Raw genomic sequence first — 13,884 nt, forward strand, 5'->3', positions numbered from 1 at the left:
GGCGGCTCGCGTAAGGCTCGCGTCGAGGCTCCAGGGTCAGGTAGCGGATGAAGGCGACGATCAACTGCCCCTGGGGGTATGCGCCGCGCGGCGGCTCGATCCAGTGGCGGAAGCGGGCGCACTTGTCGGTGGGTGAGGGGAGCGCGATCTCGCCGCCCGCACGCACCACGGACTGTGACCAGGTCGAACACCGTGTCAGTGCATGTGTCAGGTCAGTATCAGGCCGGTATCAGCCGGTCTGGCGACAGTATTCGCATGAACAACGCAGCGAACATGATCACCACAGCGAACAACGCGCCCTGGACGGGCATGGTGCCGGTCGACGACACGGCCCTGGCCGTGACCGACACCGGTGGCGCCGGTCGTCCCATCGTCTATTTGAACGGCGCGTACGCCGACCAGTCGCACTGGCGGCACGTCATCGCCGAACTCGGTAGCGACTACCGGCACATCACCTTCGACGAGCGCGCTCGCGGCAAATCGAAGCGCTCGGCCGACTACTCCTTCGAGGCGTGCTTGCGCGATGTCGATGCCGTCCTGGCGGCGAGGGGCGTGCGGCGGCCGATTCTCGTGGGCTGGTCCTACGGTGCGGCGACCGCGGTGCACTGGGCAGATCGGAATCCGGACCGCGTCGCCGCTGTGGTGTGCGTGGACGGCGCTATGCCGTACGGCCTGACCGGCGAGGAGGGTCGTGAGCGGATCCGGAAGCTGTTCCACCGGATGCGTTTGCTGCTGCCGCTGGCGCGCCCGCTGGGTCTGGCCGCGCGGATGAGCGCCGACCAGCACGCCGAGGTCAACATCGAGGTCAACGAGATCAACGCCGCTATCGCGCCGGTCCTCGACCGGGTGAGCTGCCCGGTGCGGTACGTCCTGGCCACGGGAGCCAACCTCGGTGGAGGCGAGGATGAGATGGAGCAGGTGCGGGCCTCGCTCGATCCGGTGCTCGCCCGCAACGCGAACATCCAGGTGGGCGCGAAGGTCGCGAGCAATCACTCGCATATCTTGCGCAAGGATTTCCGAGCCGTCGCCGAGATCGTCCGGGAAACCGCGATGGCCCGAGAGGGTTGACCCCGACTGCCTTCATCCGCTCGATTTCCGAACAGCAGATTTCAAGGAGCACATCACCATGTCCCTCACCCTGACCGACCAGGACCGTCCTCGTCGCCCTCGAAGCCGGCCGGATCCGCCGAGACCGGCCCAGCCCCGCCATGGCCGAGATGACCCGCAAGATCACGGCAGCCCTCGACGCCGCCTGATGGATCGGGCCGGGGCCAGACACCGGCGTGAGCCCAGGATTATGCGCACCGGGAGACCGGACAGGGCTGATGCTCTGTCCGGTCCCGGAGGGCTAGCGCTATGACCTGCCGGTATGGTCCCGCGCGCCGTTGATCTGAGAAACGCTTCACCATAGGTGACGTAAGAGTCTGCTCACGGCGCGGCGGTGAACAACTCGTAACTGTGTCCGTTGGGGTCGCGGACATAGACCCCCCGTCCTCCGCCGAGGTGGTTGGTCCGCCGGTCCCAGCCGTTTTCCGGGCCGGATCCGTAATCGACATCGGGCCAACTCATCAAGCGACGCAGCACCGCGTCGAAGATGCCGTCATCGACCAGGAACGCGTAGTGGCCCGGCTCGACTCGTCCGCGTTGATCGAAGTCGAAGGTCAGGTCGTCGTTGACACGCACCGGTGCGAACGGCCCCGCCGAGGCCGCGACCTCCAGACCCAGCAACTCGGCGAAAAAGCTCGCCGCCGCCTGCTTGTCGGCCGCAGGCACGATCGTGTGATTCAGGACGATGGGCATTGCTGCCTCCACTCGATTTGTATGCGATACGCATGCAATCTATATGCGCATCGCATGTATTGTCGAGCTGTGCACCGAGACGAGTACTGGTAGGTTGGCTGGCCGTGAACCGCTCCAGCGCCGATATCCCGGAGGCGGACGGCGGACCCGCGCTGTTCCGGCTGGTCCGATTCTGGTCGCGCCGCTGGGTCGGTCAGGCGCTGACCGGCGTACCGGCGGAATCCGGCGGTGACCAGCGCCGAATCCAGCACGTCCAAGTCATCGAAGCGGTCGCGGCCACGCAGCACACCGCCGAGGAAGCGACCGTCGGCACCGTCGCCACGCAACTCGGCCTCGACCACTCCGGAGCCAGCCGAATGGTCCGCGACGCCGTGGCGGCGGGCTACCTCGCCCGCGCCGACTCCGCACACGACCGCCGCCGCGTGGTCCTCCATCTCACCGGAGCCGGCAGCCAACTGCTCACCGCATCCCGCGACTGGCAGCGCAACTGCTTCGACCAGCTCACGGCCACCTGGGACGAATCCGACCGCCGCCGCTTCGCCACCTACCTGCAACGCCTGGCCGACGAGGCGAACACCTGAACCCGGCCATCACGGCGTAATCGACTGCCGCTGAGACAAATTAGGCTCCCGAAGAAACGTTGATTCGTGCGGCACCGATCGCCAGCTCCTCAGACGCGCGCTGAGCGGGTGGAAACCTCTCCGCGACAAGCTGTCCCAGCACGGTGGCACGGCTGGCATCGGGTCGGCCAGTAGCTAATGGCGAGACGCTCGAACGCACCTAGCCTACGGATGCTCCTGCTGGCGCTGCTCCCATTCCGCCTTTTTGTGCAACCATTCCGCTTCGCGCCGGTCGCGGGCCTCCTCGGTTTTCGATTGCTGATACCACTCATCCTTCTCGGTACCGGCTAGATCATCTTTGAATCGCTCAGGCAGATCGTCCCAGTTCACTTGCGGGGGCCGCGCGTCGAATTCCGCGAACGCTGATTCTGCGGCGGCCCTCACGTCCGGAGGAATATCGTCGGGACTGCCAGGACTGAAAGTCTTCCCGAACGCTCGGAACGTATCATGCTCATGCTCATGATCCATGATGTTCTCCTGTCTACTTCGGCACTACTTCGATCATGCGGATGACTGTCCGGCCGGTCGTCCAGTCGGTTCCGATGTAGGTGGGCTTGAAAGTGGTGCCCGCCTTGAAAAGAACTTCTGGGTTGCCCGGTGCCGAATGCTGCGTTATGTCTTTACCGGTCTGCGAGAAATAGCGGAATTCGACACTTCCCTCTCGAACGCCGCCGCCGTCTTTCAACGGTGATGTGCTGGTGAATGCATCCTCTGTTACATTTCCGTTTCTGCGGTATGCCGCGTAGTACTTGTCGAGCTCTTCGGGCTCCATATTGGTAATGCGGGTGACCGGGCCTTGATGGTTGGGCAGTTTGTCCAACGCGGAGTTCAGTGTGTCGACATAGCGCTGCTGCTCCGGGGTGAGGGGCCGCCCGGCCCGCAATGGAAGATTCGCGTACTGGTGACCCGAGCCGGAGTAATCGGCGATCGCGTCCACCTCGGCACGCGAGAGGGAGGCAGGCCGCGTCGGTGTTGCCGCCTGCTGGCCCATCCGCTTGAGCCGCTGTAGCTCTTTCTCCTTCTGCGCCAGGCCGCCGAGTCGGTTGGCGCTGAACGGCTTGAGCTTTCGTGCGATCTTCCACCCGTCGACCAGTGCGCGAATAGGTGCCGAGCAGCGCGCGATGATCTGGGTGACCCGCGCGGCGCCCAGTGCCGCGCCGAGACCGGCCGTAATCACCGACGCGGCCACTGCCAGCGCAATCGTTATTCCGACTTCTGCGGCGATTTGTTTACCGAGGTCCTGTAGCAGAACGAGGAGCTTGTCCCGCAACTCTTTCAAGTCGGCCTTATGGTCCAGGCACGCCGTGGAGAACTCGCCGAAAGCGGCAATAGCTTCGTTCGCAGAATCCCGCAGAGTGTTCAAGTTCTCGACGATGAGTAAGATTTCCGGGGCGGTGTTCTGACCGATTTCCTTCGCGATCTGATCGAGCGCGTCCGAGAAACCGGCCACCGCCGGATCGCTTTGAATCTGCTTCCAAGCATCCGCTACGGCCTGCAACTTGTCGGTATCCCCATCCGGGACGATGACGCCGATCTTCTCGATAAGCTCGACCGAATCCGATACCAACCCATTTCCCGGCCCGCCCGCGCTGGGCAGTGGAACGCGGCACAGGTATACAGCTGGAGGAAACGGGGCAGGTTTCTCCGGGCCGGAACCGCCCGCGTTGATCGTCGCCGTGAAATCGGCTACCGCGTAGTTGTAGCCCACCGTTTGGAGGACGGAGGCGAAATTTCCCGCCGCTTCGGCGATGAGCGTGGTCTGCCGCAGGAGCTCAGCGGCACCGTTGTCGTAAGCGTCGGCCCATTCCCGGGCCTCGGTGTAGCTTCCCGCCATGCCGGAACAATTCGACAGGGCGCCGAAACGTCCGTCGATCGCGGAAAACCAGTTGGTCGCGACTTCCTGCAATCTGGTCGCTGTCGAATAGTACGTTCGCGGGTCGACATCCATCACGGTCATGCCGGCTCAACTCTCCAGCATTCGCATGTTGGTACTGATCGCCTCGCTGTAGGCGGCATGTGCTGCTGCGGCAGCGGCACGCATCGCGGCGATGCCGTCGCGCACGTCGGCCGCACCTTCGGCCCAATCCCGGTGCGCCTCGGCATGTGCGGCCGCAGCGGCGCCGGTCCATGTGCGATGCAGCGCGGCTACTCGCTGCTCGACTCCGGTGAAGGTGTCCTCGGTGAATCCGACCAATCCGCCGATGCGCGCGGTTACGGCGTCCAGGTGCGCCAGATCCACACCGAATGCCGCCGTCATGGCAACTCCAGTGAGGAAGTTGCCGCGGCGCGGTCGACGTCGACCGACACCATGGCATCGACCGAGACGCCGAGTAGATCGCCCATGCCGTCCAGCGCTTCGAGGACGCGCACCGCACCACGGCGCGCCTCATCCCATGCCGTGGAGTAGGCGTCGGCGGCGGGGCCGCGCCATGTCGCCATGAGTCCGGCCACCTCCGTATCGGCCGAACGGATGCCGTTGATGAGCGTTTGCGCGGCCTGCTGGACGTAGCGGCCCGCATCGGACACTTCGGCCGGGACGATCGCGAAATCGGAGTCGGCGCCTGCGGTGTCGGTCATACAGCCCCTTTCTGCGAGATACGCCATGCGTTCTTACATCGGCGATCTTGTCCTCTTGGACGTACCGACGCGCTTGTCGGTTCCATTCGGGATGGTCTCGCGGCATAGGTCGAGCCCGCAACAGCTTTCGATCGTACGGTGACCGAGCTGTGCTACGACGCGCAGAACAGCAGCATCGAGTCGAAAACCGTTGATGGATGTCGAAATTCGTAAGTCCGGTGCGGCGCCAGTTTCAGGACTTTCACCGGTCGGTGGTGTAGGTGCCGACCAGTTGTCCGTCGCCGAGGCTCGCGTCGACTATCGCGGATCGCGCCTCGTCCGGTGGGGTGTCCGTGTCCACCGGTACGGGACCCGAGAGCGCGTACACGATGAATCGGTAGTGGTGGACGCCGGTGCCTGCGGGTGGGCACGGGCCGAAGTATTCGGCTCGGTTGGCGCTGTTCAGGCTGACGACTCCGCCCGCCGGTGTTTGCCCTTCCTCGGTGGAGGTGGTGGTCGGCGGGATATTGCTGACCACCCAGTGGGTGAACAGGCCGCTGGGGGCGTCCGGGTCGTCCACGATCAGTGCGAGTTTGGTGGCTGTGGGTGGGGCCGTCCAGGTCAGGGGCGGTGGCTGGTTCCTGCCGTTGCAGGTGTAGACCGTCGGGATCGGATCGCCATGGTTGAAAGCGGTACTACGCACCGAGATCTCGGTCGTCGCGGGCATCGCGGCCTCCGCTCGGGTCGAGGGACAGTGGTCGAGTCCAGCGATTCGCCTGTCCCGGTCCTGCGGACGAGCCCGGCGCACGACGGCGGCGGATACCAGGCGAACCCGGTATGTCGTTATCAGTCCAGCGTAAGCCGCTGACGTCCGGGCAACCAGGCTCGACCGCGAACGCGCAGATACCGGCAGGGTCCCTGCGAGGCCGCCGCACTGTGTAGCCCATCTCCGGTGCCGGTGCCGGTGCCGGTGCCGGTGCCGGTGCCGGTGCGTAGTGCCGATGCGCGGTGCCGATGCCGATGCCGGTGGGGATGCCGATGGGGAGAACGGCGGCCGCCTATCGCGGCCGCCAATCCTCAGTCGGCCCCATCACCACCGCTCAGTCGGACCCCGCGACCGCCGACGACCTGTCCCCGGTGAGCGCAGCGATCGTCTCGATCCGCGCCACCGCCTCGGTGACGATCCGCTCGATCAGCTCCTCGCACGTGGGCAGGTCGTCGATGATGCCGGTGACCTGTCCCGCGGCGAGCACGCCCGCCTCGGTATTGCCCTCGACCAATCCGGCGCGCAGCAGCATCGGCGTGTTCGCGGCCATCACGACCTGAGACCAGCTGAGGTCCTTGGCTTTTCGCATGGCCAAGCCGTCGCGAACCATGGTGGACCACTTCATGCCCGTCATGCTCTTGAACCGTGCGGCGTTGCCGACCGCGGCGGCGAGGCCGCGCCAGCGGCCCGAATGCTCCAGCCGCTGCACCAGTTCGGTGTTCAGCACGCGGTGGGGCATGCCGTCGACCTTGAGCGACACCACCGTGTCCTGGAGCTGCCGCCGCAGATACTCCTGCTTGACGGCGTCGGGAACGGTGCTTTCCTGGGTGAGCAGGAACCGGGTACCCATCGCGACGCCCGCCGCGCCGTAGGCAAGGGCGGCGGCCAGGCCACGCCCGTCGAAGAACCCGCCCGCCGCGACCACGGGGATGTTCACCGCGTCCAGCACGGAGGGCAGCAGCAGGGTGGTGGCCACCGGGCCGGTGTGCCCGCCGCCCTCGCCGCCCTGCACGATCACCGCGTCCGCGCCCCAGGACGCGACTTTGACCGCGTGCTTGGCCGCGCCGATGGACGGGATCACCACCACGCCTGCGTCTTTCAACTTGGCGATCAGGTCCTGTTTGGGCGCCAGCGCGAACGACGCGACCGCCACCTTCTCCCGGATCAGCAGATCGATCCGCTCCGGGGCGTCCGCGGCGTCGGCGCGGATGTTCACGCCGAACGGTTTCGCGGTGTGCGCCTTGGTCTTCGCGATGGCCGCTTCCAGCTCCGCGAAGGTCATGGTGGCCGAGGCGAGAATGCCGAGGCCACCCGCCTCTGCGGTGGCCGAGACCAAGCTCGGGCCCGCGACCCAGCCCATGCCGGTTTGCACGATCGGGTGTTCGATGCCGACCAGATCGGTCAGCGCGGTGCGTAAGCGCTGGCTCATGACGGGACCTCGGTTTCGCGAATCTTCTTGGGGTCGAGCACCTCCCGGATCAGCCGCAGCTCCTCGGCGGTGGGCTGGCGCGTCTCACCCGCCTCGGCGAGACCGGCGATCTCGAACGAGGTGTTCTCGGCGACTTCCTCGGCGGTGACGCCGGGATGCAGACTACGGGCGCGCATGGTGTTGTCCGGGCCATCGAAGTCGAAGACGCCCAGGTTGGTCACCACGCGATGCAGATGGTGGAAGCGGTAGGCGGGGTTGGCGGCGTCGACCTTGTCGTATCCGACACCGGAGACGATGTCGACGCCGTCGGTGAACACGCGCTTCGTGTGCCGCGCGACCCAGTAACTGGTGGCGTGGTTGATCGTATTGCCCGGCGCGCCACGCACACCGAACATCTGCCGGGTCGGCTGCTGCAACGGGCCGAACGCCGAGAGGTTCTGGTTGCCGAACCGGTCGATCTGATTGGCCCCCATCACCACGTGCCGCCGCCCGGAGGCCACCACGTCGAAGACCTTCCGGAACGGAATCCAGCCCTCGATGGGCGCTTTGCCACCGAGCGGGGGAGTCTCGGCGAACAGCAGCGCCTCACCGTCGGACAGCAGCAGGTCGGGCTCGGTGGTGAGCTTGGCCAGGCGCGCGCCGATGATCGACATCGGCGACATCGGGCTGGCCATGATCTCCCCCGCGCCGCTGAAGATCTCCGCGCAGGCGACCGCGCAGATCTCGGCGCGGGTGATCGTCTCGGTGCTGGTCATCACGCCTCCTCGGCGAATCGGCGGACAGCGGCCTGATACTGCTGCTCGGAACCGGTCAGGTAGGTGTCGACGAACCGCTGCCACGTCTCCGGCGTCTTCGCCGCTGCCACGTAGTGCTTCTGGAACTTCTCGTCGCGGCCGTAGTCGTCGCCGGCCAGGGTGAAATGCGCGCCGCCGGGGGCCTCGACCACGCCGTCCACCATCATGCGGTTGAGCAGCAACGCTTGCAGCGGAACGGTTTTCACCAGTTCGTCGGTCTCCACCACGCGCTCCACGGAGACGTAGCGGCGCTGCGCGGCGAGGCAGAACAGGTCGTCGAAGTACGGGTCGACGCCGGTGTAGGCGGCGTTGCCGTGCGCGTCGCCGAGGTTCAGGTGCACGAGTGCCGCGTCGAGATTCAGCGCGGGCATGGCGATCAGGGTCTCGGGCGTGCCGTCGACGGGGTAGGGCGATTCGATCGTCTTCAGCTCGCCTTCCCAGAAATTCGGCACGTCGGAGCCGAGCCCGGCGCGGATCGGCAGGAACGGCAGTCGCGCCGCGGCCGCTTCCAGTCCGCATTTGAGCATGCCCTCGTCCATCTCGCGGGCGGCCAGTGCGCCCGACGTGCGCGCGTGGGCGAACCACGGGTCGTAGAACGGCGCCGAATCCAACGACACGAAACCGTAGTACGCCTTGCGCACCTTGCCCGCCGAGCACAGCAGCCCGAGGTCCGGGCCGCCGTAGCTGACCACGGTCAGGTCCGTGATGTCCGAACGCAGGATGGCCCGCACCAGCGCCATCGGCTTGCGTCGCGACCCCCAGCCGCCGATGCCGATGGTCATCCCGCTGCGCAGCTCGCCGACGACCTCGTCGAGCGACATCCGCTTGTCTCGCATGGGGTGTTTCCTCTCCTGTTGGCGGCGCTCTCGGGGCCCTCCGTGGTCGCGCATACCGCCGGCTGCGGGCCCGTCGTTCGCGCCGCGTCTCACTGGCCGCTCTTGCGCGCCGCGAGGTCGTCGTCGAACCGGGCGCGGATCTCGTCGGCGACGCCGGCGAGGTTGAGTTCGAAGGTGAAGCCCTGCTCGTACCGGTAGCTGCGGTGCACGTCCTGCACGTCGATGCCGTTCAGGGCGCGCTTGGCGGCCCGGATCACCCGGCCGTCCTTGGCTGCGATGTTCTTGGCCAGCTCCAAGGCGGCGGCGTCCAGCTCGGCGCGCGGCACCACCTGGTAGACCGAGCCGTAGTGGTGCAGCTGCTGCGCGGTGATGGTGCTCGCGGTGTAGAACAGCGCGCGCATCAGGTGCTGGGGCACCAGCCGTGCGAGGTGCGTCGCCGCGCCGAGTGCGCCGCGGTCCACCTCCGGCAGCCCGAAGGTGGCGTCGTCGGAGGCGATCACGACGTCCGCGTTGCCCACCAATCCGATACCGCCGCCCAGGCAGAACCCCTGCACCACCGCGATCACCGGTACCTGGCACTCGTACACCGCGGCGAACGCCTCGAAGCAGCCGTGGTTGGCGTCGATCAGCGCTTGGTGGCCGGGCTTGCTCTGGATCTCCTTGATGTCCACGCCCGCGTTGAACCCCCGGTTCTCCGCGCGCAGCACCACGACCTTGGTGTCGGGATCGCGGCCCGCCGCGCGCACTTCGTCGGCGATGGCGAACCAGCCGTCGGTAGGGATGGCGTTGACCGGCGGATAGTCCACCGTGACCACGCTGATGCCGGTCGATTCGGAGTGGCGGTTGATCCCCATGGCAAGTCCCGTCCTGTGTGCGCGCATTGGCAAAGCAAGCAGTTGCTTGGTAGGTTAGCACGGTGGCACTCGAAATCGATCTGGCCGGGCGCGTCGTTCTGGTGACGGGCGGCGTACGCGGCGTCGGCGCCGGCGTGAGCAAGGCATTCCTCGCCGCGGGCGCGACCGTCGTGGCTTGCGCGCGGCGACCGGCCGACGCGCCGGTCGAAGTCGACGGTCGCGCGATCGATTACCTGCCCTGCGACGTGCGGGACGAGGACGCGGTCCGCGCGCTGATCGACACGATCACCGAGCGCCACGGCCGTCTCGACCATCTGGTCAACAACGCCGGTGGCGCTCCTTTCGCGCTCGCCGCCGAAGCGAGCAAGAACTTCCACACCAAGATCGTCGAGCTGAACCTGCTGGCCCCGCTGCTGATGGCGCAGGCCGCCAACGCGGTGATGCAGCGGCAGGACGAGGGCGGCTCGATCGTGAACATCTCCAGCGTGAGCGGGCACCGCCCGTCGCCGGGCACCGCGGCCTACGGCGCGGCCAAGGCGGGCATGGACAGCCTCACCGGCTCGCTCGCTGTCGAGTGGGCGCCGAGAGTGCGGGTCAACTCGCTGGTGGTCGGCCCGGTGGACACCGAGCTGAGCCGTCTGCACTACGGCGACCAGGACGGCGTCGACGCGGTGGGACGGACCATCCCCATGGGCCGCATGGCCCGCCCCGACGACGTGGGCCGCTGTGCGGTATTCCTGGCCTCGCCGCTGGCTGCCTACGTCAGCGGCGCGACGCTGCTGGTGCACGGCGGCGGCGAGCGGCCCGCCTTCCTCGCCGCCTCCACCGCCGAGGACCACGGAGGTCACCGCTGAGGTCGGAAGGGACACCGGGCATGAGCGGTCAGGCCCGGAAGCGGCAGCGGAGCGTGACCACGGAGGCCACCGCTCGTATCGGAAAGGGACACAGTATGGACACCGAGCAGATCTGCGCCGGGCGCGTCGTCATCGTGACCGGCGCAGGCCGGGGCATCGGCCGGGCACACGCCCTCGCCTTCGCCGCGGCGGGCGCCCACGTGGTGGTCAACGACATCGGTTCGACGCTGGACGGCGCGGCCACCGCGGAAACGCCTGCCGCGCAAGTGGTCGCGGAGATCGAGGCGCTCGGCGGCCAGGCCGTGGCCAACGGCGACGACGTCGCCGATTGGGCAGGCGCCCGCAATCTCGTCCGTCAGGCCGTCGACACCTTCGGCAGGCTGGACGTGCTGGTCAACAACGCCGGTTTCGTACGCGACCGGATGCTGGTCAACCTCAGCGAGGACGAGTGGGACGCGGTGGTCCGCGTGCACTTGAAGGGCCACTTCGCCACCATGCGGCACGCGATCGAATACTGGCGCGCGGAAGCCAAAGCGGGCCGCCCAGTCGACGGCCGGATCATCAACACCAGCTCCGGCGCCGGTCTGCAGGGCAGCGTCGGTCAGGGCAATTACGGTGCCGCCAAGGCGGGCATCGCGGGCCTGACGCTGACCGCCGCCGCCGAGTTCGCCCGCTACGGCGTGACGGTGAACGCGATCGCCCCGTCCGCGCGCACCAGGATGACCGAGACGGTGTTCGCGGACATGATGGCCAAACCGGAGAACGGCTTCGACGCCATGGCCCCGGAGAACGTGTCTCCGCTGGTGGTGTGGCTGGGCAGCCCGCAATCGGCGGCGGTGACCGGGCGGGTGTTCGAGGTCGAGGGCGGCAAGGTGGCGCTGGCCGACGGATGGCGGCACGGGGTGGCCGTCGATCGCGGCGCGCGCTGGGATCCGGCCGAGCTCGGACCCGTGGTGGCCGATCTGATCGCCAAGGCGACTCCGCCGGAGCCGGTCTACGGGGCCTGATCGGCTTCGCCCTTTCCGGGGCGCGTTCCCGGGCCGGGGTCTAATATGGGCACCCATCCGTTCGGAAAGTCCCGTGTGAGAGTGGCGACCGGGCACAGAACTGCGCTTCGACTGATGAGGGGAAGGCTCGGCGCATGGCAGGAGGTCGCGCACTCCGTGTGCTGGCCGCAGCCTGCGCCGTCGCGGGCTCCGCGCTGCTCGGCGGGCGCGGCCTCCGCCGACGCGCAACCCTCCCGCCCCTCATGCGTCGCAGTCCCGCTCCGCCGCCCTATGCCAACGGCGACCCCTGGTACCCACTGACCGTGCCGGGCCAGCAGTCGCAGATCAGCGCGGCCGCGGCCGACCCGACCGCCGGAACCGGATCGACCAGAGGGGATTCCGCGTCCGCTGGTTCCACTGCCGGTCCAGCCGAGTCGGGTGCGGTTCTCGATTCCGGGTCGACTGGTCCGGGTGCGGTGCTCAGCACCGGTGCGACCGCGCGGGCGACGGATTCCGCTGGGTTGGGTGCCGGTTCCGCTGCCGTGAGTGGCACGGGTTCTGCTGCGTTGGGCACTGGCTCGGCTGGGGGTAGTGGTCCTTGGTTCCGGTTCGTCCGGTCTGGCGCCCGCCCTCGGTTACGGTTCGGCTGGTCTCGGCGTGGTGCTCGGCACCGGTTCGGCGGCCGTCAGCTCGGTCGTGACGGGCACCGGATCGGCGGTGCTCGGCACCGGATCGGCTGCGCTGGCACGGGTTCCGCTGGATTAGGTACCGGTTCTGCTGTCGTGGGCGGTACCGGTTCTGCTGCGTTGGGTATTGGTTCCGCTGTAGTGGGCGGCACCGGCTCAGCCGCGGTCGGCTCGGCTGGTATCGGTTCGGCGGGCGTCGGTTCGGCGGGTGTCGGTTCTGCCGCGACCGGTTCGGCTGGTATCGGTTCGGCGGGTGTCGGTTCTGCCGCGACCGGTTCGGCTGGTATCGGTTCGGCGGGCGTTGGTTCCGCCGCCACCGGTTCGGCTGCAACGGGTTCTGCCGCGACCGGTTCGGCCGCAAGGGGTTCCGCCGCCGTCGGCTCGGCTGCACGGAGCGCGCCCGGCAATCCGGCTTGGGCCTGGCCCGCCTGGGCGCTCTCGCGCCTGCTCATTGCGCTCGGCGCGGTGTGGATCGTGATGGAACTCGGGTGCGCGCCCGGGTGCCGCTGCGCCGGATCCGGTCGCTGCACCAAGTCGTGGTCGACCGCTTCCCCGAAATGGTGGCGCACGAACAGAGTGGATTCTCCGCGCAGTTCAAAGCTTCCGACCAAGTGGCGCAGCTCATCGACGCGCTGTACCTGCAGTCCGGCAGGGCTCGTGCTGGCGGAACTCGCACCGCCGCAGGCCTCGGTGCCGGACCGGCCGATCGGGTCGCGCGGTGGGCGCACGATCCCGCGGGGGAGTTCGCGGTGGATTGCTCCGCCCGAAGCATTAGTCCTCGGGGCTGGGTTCAGGCCATCGTGCGCGCCTATCGGGCCACCGGGGTTGTGAACGCGCGAAATTGACCAACTTCGCGCGAATACGATCACTCCGACGCAATAGCGCGACCGATCGGACTTTTCGGACAGACCGGTTGGATCAGGAATCTCGTTCGGCCCGAACGTAGACCGCTCTATCGAGTTGAAAGCGGTTAAGCGGGTGAGTGATCCGTACCACAGCGAAGACCGGAGCGCGTGCGTGCCCGTAATTATCGGGGCACGCACGCGCGCCGGCAGTGTGCTGTGCGCACATTTGCACGTGCATAACGCAGCACAGTGCGACCCGGTGGGTCGCACTGTGCAGCCGTGCGGTAGAACCTATTCGGTGCCATCCGGAGGAATTTCGGGCAAGCCTTCGCTGGCCCGCAACTTCTCCGCCATGGACGTGAGCAGGTTCTGTGATTCTTCGGACAGGTCGAACGCTCTACTCGACAGCCGTCGCAGTCCGTAGCCCTGCAGCTGGGACAGCAGCTCCAGATCGTGATCGATCTTGGCGGCATAGATGTCGTTGAAGAAGTAGTCCGGCTTGACCTTGAAGAACTTCGCCAGGGCGGCCACCGTCTCATCCGACGGGTTCGTCCGTTGTCCCGACCGCAACTGCGACAGGTACGGTTTCGAGATCGGATGTCCGGAGGCCGTCAGCGCCGCCGCAACCTCCGCGTTGGTGTGCGGCTTACGCCCCGGGGGATGCACGGTTTCGAACAGCTTGTTCAGCCGCGCCGCGAAATCAGCCATTGTGAGCCGCCCAATTCCCTTCGCTGTACTAACAGTCGTTATCTCGGATACGTATCATTGATATTAGCGGCTCAGTAACTGAAAACCTACGCCTGATTCCGGATTTCCTTGAAGCTTCTAGGTCGAAGGGCGGCGAAGGCACTGGGACGG

17 protein-coding genes are annotated in these 13,884 nt (G+C 67.2%); 6 read left to right on the forward strand and 11 right to left on the reverse strand.

From position 1 onward, the window contains the following. The first annotated feature begins 255 nt into the window (after positions 1-255). Positions 256-1,068 (forward strand): alpha/beta fold hydrolase, encoded by an 813-nt coding sequence (locus tag HOV91_RS08670; protein ID WP_246349929.1) that lies wholly within the window; start codon positions 256-258, stop codon positions 1,066-1,068. A gap of 360 nt (positions 1,069-1,428) precedes the next feature. Here HOV91_RS08670 and HOV91_RS08675 read toward each other — a convergent pair whose 3' ends face one another. After that, a complete protein-coding gene (locus tag HOV91_RS08675) occupies positions 1,429-1,800 on the reverse strand; it encodes a VOC family protein (protein ID WP_174184908.1) in 372 nt (123 codons plus the stop codon). A 104-nt stretch (positions 1,801-1,904) separates the two neighbouring features. Here HOV91_RS08675 and HOV91_RS08680 point away from each other — a divergent pair, with 104 nt between their 5' ends. Beyond that, positions 1,905-2,381, forward strand: coding sequence for a MarR family winged helix-turn-helix transcriptional regulator (locus tag HOV91_RS08680; protein ID WP_312884525.1), 477 nt, complete (start codon positions 1,905-1,907; stop codon positions 2,379-2,381). A 204-nt stretch (positions 2,382-2,585) separates the two neighbouring features. Here the strand turns inward: HOV91_RS08680 and HOV91_RS08685 are convergent, their stop codons facing one another. The 9 genes from HOV91_RS08685 to HOV91_RS08725 all read right to left on the reverse strand — a co-directional run bounded on the left by HOV91_RS08685 (position 2,586) and on the right by HOV91_RS08725 (position 9,655). Further along, a complete protein-coding gene (locus tag HOV91_RS08685; protein WP_174184910.1) occupies positions 2,586-2,888 on the reverse strand; it encodes a hypothetical protein in 303 nt (100 codons plus the stop codon). 13 nt (positions 2,889-2,901) lie between these two features. Continuing rightward, positions 2,902-4,377 carry an ADP-ribosyltransferase family protein gene (locus tag HOV91_RS08690; protein WP_174184911.1) on the reverse strand — a complete coding sequence of 492 codons (1,476 nt, stop codon included), beginning with the start codon at positions 4,375-4,377 and terminating at the stop codon, positions 2,902-2,904. Between the two features lie 6 nt (positions 4,378-4,383). Further along, positions 4,384-4,677, reverse strand: coding sequence for a WXG100 family type VII secretion target (locus HOV91_RS08695; protein WP_174184912.1), 294 nt, complete (start codon positions 4,675-4,677; stop codon positions 4,384-4,386). Next, positions 4,674-4,997: a WXG100 family type VII secretion target gene (locus HOV91_RS08700; protein ID WP_174184913.1), complete on the reverse strand. Its 324-nt coding sequence runs from the start codon at positions 4,995-4,997 to the stop codon at positions 4,674-4,676. The genes HOV91_RS08695 and HOV91_RS08700 overlap by 4 nt, the downstream gene beginning before the upstream one ends. A 241-nt stretch (positions 4,998-5,238) precedes the next feature. Further along, positions 5,239-5,703 carry a YbhB/YbcL family Raf kinase inhibitor-like protein gene (locus HOV91_RS08705; protein WP_174184914.1) on the reverse strand — a complete coding sequence of 155 codons (465 nt, stop codon included), beginning with the start codon at positions 5,701-5,703 and terminating at the stop codon, positions 5,239-5,241. A 373-nt stretch (positions 5,704-6,076) separates the two neighbouring features. Beyond that, a complete protein-coding gene (locus HOV91_RS08710) occupies positions 6,077-7,171 on the reverse strand; it encodes an NAD(P)H-dependent flavin oxidoreductase (protein ID WP_174184915.1) in 1,095 nt (364 codons plus the stop codon). After that, entirely contained in the window at positions 7,168-7,926 is a 759-nt protein-coding gene (locus HOV91_RS08715) for a CoA-transferase subunit beta (protein ID WP_174184916.1), read from the reverse strand. Before HOV91_RS08715 ends, HOV91_RS08710 begins: the two co-directional genes overlap by 4 nt. Further along, positions 7,926-8,801 carry a CoA transferase subunit A gene (locus HOV91_RS08720; protein ID WP_174184917.1) on the reverse strand — a complete coding sequence of 292 codons (876 nt, stop codon included), beginning with the start codon at positions 8,799-8,801 and terminating at the stop codon, positions 7,926-7,928. Before HOV91_RS08720 ends, HOV91_RS08715 begins: the two co-directional genes overlap by 1 nt. A gap of 89 nt (positions 8,802-8,890) precedes the next feature. After that, positions 8,891-9,655: an enoyl-CoA hydratase family protein gene (locus HOV91_RS08725; RefSeq protein ID WP_039794869.1), complete on the reverse strand. Its 765-nt coding sequence runs from the start codon at positions 9,653-9,655 to the stop codon at positions 8,891-8,893. Between the two features lie 62 nt (positions 9,656-9,717). On the opposite strand from HOV91_RS08725, the gene HOV91_RS08730 reads away from it, so the two are divergent. From HOV91_RS08730 to HOV91_RS08745, 4 genes are all read left to right on the forward strand, one after another. Then, entirely contained in the window at positions 9,718-10,509 is a 792-nt protein-coding gene (locus tag HOV91_RS08730; RefSeq protein WP_174184918.1) for an SDR family oxidoreductase, read from the forward strand. A 95-nt stretch (positions 10,510-10,604) separates the two neighbouring features. Next, positions 10,605-11,516: an SDR family oxidoreductase gene (locus HOV91_RS08735; RefSeq protein WP_174184919.1), complete on the forward strand. Its 912-nt coding sequence runs from the start codon at positions 10,605-10,607 to the stop codon at positions 11,514-11,516. A 525-nt stretch (positions 11,517-12,041) separates the two neighbouring features. Next, positions 12,042-12,260, forward strand: coding sequence for a hypothetical protein (locus tag HOV91_RS08740; RefSeq protein ID WP_174184920.1), 219 nt, complete (start codon positions 12,042-12,044; stop codon positions 12,258-12,260). Positions 12,261-12,669: 409 nt separating this feature from the next. Then, positions 12,670-13,026, forward strand: coding sequence for a hypothetical protein (locus tag HOV91_RS08745; RefSeq protein WP_174184921.1), 357 nt, complete (start codon positions 12,670-12,672; stop codon positions 13,024-13,026). A 291-nt stretch (positions 13,027-13,317) separates the two neighbouring features. Here HOV91_RS08745 and HOV91_RS08750 read toward each other — a convergent pair whose 3' ends face one another. After that, positions 13,318-13,734, reverse strand: a complete 417-nt coding sequence (locus HOV91_RS08750; RefSeq protein ID WP_011207048.1) for a helix-turn-helix domain-containing protein — start codon at positions 13,732-13,734, stop codon at positions 13,318-13,320. Between the last annotated feature and the right edge of the window lie 150 nt (positions 13,735-13,884).

Source organism: Nocardia barduliensis, assembly GCF_013315795.1.
GTDB lineage: Bacteria > Actinomycetota > Actinomycetes > Mycobacteriales > Mycobacteriaceae > Nocardia > Nocardia barduliensis.

Bases quoted from the DNA above. Each gene is read 5' to 3' on its own strand.
- HOV91_RS08725 (WP_039794869.1), bottom strand. From the start codon at position 9,655: ATGGGGATCAACCGCCACTCCGAATCGACCGGCATCAGCGTGGTCACG.
- HOV91_RS08685 (WP_174184910.1), bottom strand. From the start codon at position 2,888: ATGGATCATGAGCATGAGCATGATACGTTCCGAGCGTTCGGGAAGACT.
- HOV91_RS08750 (WP_011207048.1), bottom strand. From the start codon at position 13,734: ATGGCTGATTTCGCGGCGCGGCTGAACAAGCTGTTCGAAACCGTGCAT.
- HOV91_RS08715 (WP_174184916.1), bottom strand. From the start codon at position 7,926: ATGACCAGCACCGAGACGATCACCCGCGCCGAGATCTGCGCGGTCGCC.
- HOV91_RS08675 (WP_174184908.1), bottom strand. From the start codon at position 1,800: ATGCCCATCGTCCTGAATCACACGATCGTGCCTGCGGCCGACAAGCAG.
- HOV91_RS08705 (WP_174184914.1), bottom strand. From the start codon at position 5,703: ATGCCCGCGACGACCGAGATCTCGGTGCGTAGTACCGCTTTCAACCAT.
- HOV91_RS08670 (WP_246349929.1), top strand. From the start codon at position 256: ATGAACAACGCAGCGAACATGATCACCACAGCGAACAACGCGCCCTGG.
- HOV91_RS08735 (WP_174184919.1), top strand. From the start codon at position 10,605: ATGGACACCGAGCAGATCTGCGCCGGGCGCGTCGTCATCGTGACCGGC.
- HOV91_RS08695 (WP_174184912.1), bottom strand. From the start codon at position 4,677: ATGACGGCGGCATTCGGTGTGGATCTGGCGCACCTGGACGCCGTAACC.
- HOV91_RS08710 (WP_174184915.1), bottom strand. From the start codon at position 7,171: ATGAGCCAGCGCTTACGCACCGCGCTGACCGATCTGGTCGGCATCGAA.
- HOV91_RS08720 (WP_174184917.1), bottom strand. From the start codon at position 8,801: ATGCGAGACAAGCGGATGTCGCTCGACGAGGTCGTCGGCGAGCTGCGC.
- HOV91_RS08690 (WP_174184911.1), bottom strand. From the start codon at position 4,377: ATGACCGTGATGGATGTCGACCCGCGAACGTACTATTCGACAGCGACC.
- HOV91_RS08700 (WP_174184913.1), bottom strand. From the start codon at position 4,997: ATGACCGACACCGCAGGCGCCGACTCCGATTTCGCGATCGTCCCGGCC.